The following is a 2,078-nucleotide window of genomic DNA, read 5'->3' on the forward strand; positions in this document are numbered from 1 at the left end:
CAGGTACGGGTGCCGATGTTGAAAAAGTACGTGAAGCCACAAAAATAGCAAAACAAAAACGTCCTGATTTAATTATCGACGGCCCACTACAATACGATGCCGCTATAATGGAAAATGTAGCACTTAAAAAAGCACCTAACAGCCCTGTAGCTGGTAAAGCGACTGTATTTATATTCCCAGATTTAAATACAGGTAATACAACATATAAAGCAGTACAACGCAGTGCCGACTTAATAAGTATCGGCCCTATGCTTCAAGGTATGCGCAAACCCGTAAACGACTTGAGCCGTGGTGCATTAGTCGATGATATTGTGTATACAATCGCCTTAACTGCAATTCAGGCAGCCCAAGCAGAAGCGCTAATAGCACATTAAACACAACGTGTGCTTTTTATAGCCTAGCTATTATTTATTTAATAATTAACTAGTTAGGCTATTTATACCCTGCAACCCCCATACTTATCCACAGAAATTGTGGGTAAGTTTTTAATCTCTATTAAAACCCACTTCCAAATGCTCATTTTAGTCACGCTTACACCTTTAACTTGAAGGCAATAATCTATACTATAAAGCTATCAATAATGCTGTATCGCAGGCGTTTAATGTCAAAACAAACATTACAATTACACAGCACGGTTTTATCTATTCACAGTTTAGATGTTGACGCCGATATACCTGCGGCGCTACTCAAGCTTCCTTTATTTTTTATATCTAAAACCCAGGATGAACTATCTATTGTTTGCCCTAGTAGCTTTGAAATAGAGAGTTTAGATACCGAATCTGATTGGCAAGCACTTGAGGTGGTTGGCCCACTTGGTTTTTCGCTGACCGGAATAATGGCTAATATATCGGGTGTATTAGCACGCGCTAAAATTTCTATTTTTTCAATCTCAACCTACGATACCGATTATATTTTAGTAAAAAAGCAAACGGCCTCACTAGCACTTAACGCCTTAAAAAAAGATGGTTACAACGTGGTGGCCCAATAGCATATGAAAGCACAAACAATTGAATATCTAGCACTCAATAAAACTCCCCGCAGTGCCATCCTTATTACAAGCCCATTTACAGGTAAAGTAATACCGCTTCAAGAACACCCCGAACCTATTTTTAGGTTTGGTATTCTCGGTCCTGGTATTACTGTAAAGCTCAGTAGCCACAAAATTTTAGCCCCGTTTGATGGCACGTTATTACAAGTAAAAAACGCAGGTACTGAGTTTATTTTACAGGCTAAAAATGGTTTAAAAGTTTTAATCAACTTAACTATTACCGGTTCGCAATCAATTACACATACTCATATTGCACAATTAAATGGTAGTGAAATAAGTAAAGGCCAGCGCCTCGCTTATTTTGATTTACGCGAACTAGAAACGCCTATGCTGGCCAGTTTAATCTTACTTAACGGCCATAATCTCGGCACATTTCATTACTCACATTCGCATGTAAATGCGGATGTAGATACCTTATTAACTATTATTAAGAAGAACTAAATTTATGATCACTCTATACGGTATTAGCAATTGCGACACGATAAAAAAAGCAAAAAAATACTTAGCCGACAACAACATCGAATTTACGTTTCATGATTACCGCAAAGATGGCGTAGATGAGCAAATGGTAAGTGATTTTGCAGATAAACTCGATTGGGAACAGCTTGTTAATAAACGTGGCACAACTTATCGCGCACTAACTGATGAGCAAAAACAGAGTTTGACTAAAGAAAGTGCTATCCCATTGTTAGTTGAACAACCTGCAATGATCAAACGCCCAGTACTTATTAACAATGGCAGTTACCACTTAGGTTTTAAAGCAGCCCAATACGATGAGATATTTAAATCATGAAAGATGATGTAATTGCACTCGCTCAAGCACTAATACAACGTGAGTCAGTAACGCCCGAGGATGCTGGCTGCCAACAGATGATGAACGATCGCCTTGCTGCGGTTGGTTTTAATATTGAGTCATTATTTTTTACCGACACATTAAATACATGGGCTCGAAAAGGCACACAATCACCGCACTTTTGTTTTGCAGGCCACACTGATGTTGTGCCAACAGGCCCTGAAAAAAATTGGCAAC

The 2,078-nt window shown here is 38.7% G+C and carries 4 protein-coding genes and 1 pseudogene; all 5 read left to right on the forward strand.

From position 1 onward, the window contains the following. Positions 1-374 (forward strand): phosphate acyltransferase (locus L652_RS01000000123170; protein ID WP_033013153.1); only part of this gene is annotated, 374 nt, incomplete at its 5' end. 227 nt (positions 375-601) lie between these two features. Continuing rightward, positions 602-988: an ACT domain-containing protein gene (locus L652_RS0102350; RefSeq protein ID WP_002959696.1), complete on the forward strand. Its 387-nt coding sequence runs from the start codon at positions 602-604 to the stop codon at positions 986-988. Between the two features lie 3 nt (positions 989-991). Beyond that, positions 992-1,489, forward strand: coding sequence for a PTS glucose transporter subunit IIA (locus L652_RS0102355; protein WP_002959694.1), 498 nt, complete (start codon positions 992-994; stop codon positions 1,487-1,489). A gap of 4 nt (positions 1,490-1,493) precedes the next feature. After that, positions 1,494-1,841, forward strand: coding sequence for an ArsC family reductase (locus L652_RS0102360; protein WP_024594546.1), 348 nt, complete (start codon positions 1,494-1,496; stop codon positions 1,839-1,841). After that, a pseudogene (locus L652_RS0102365) lies at positions 1,838-2,078 on the forward strand (succinyl-diaminopimelate desuccinylase); the annotation flags it as partial. The gene L652_RS0102360 and the pseudogene L652_RS0102365, both read left to right, overlap by 4 nt.

Origin of the sequence: Pseudoalteromonas sp. TB25 (assembly GCF_000497995.1) — a bacterium.
Lineage (GTDB): Bacteria > Pseudomonadota > Gammaproteobacteria > Enterobacterales > Alteromonadaceae > Pseudoalteromonas > Pseudoalteromonas distincta.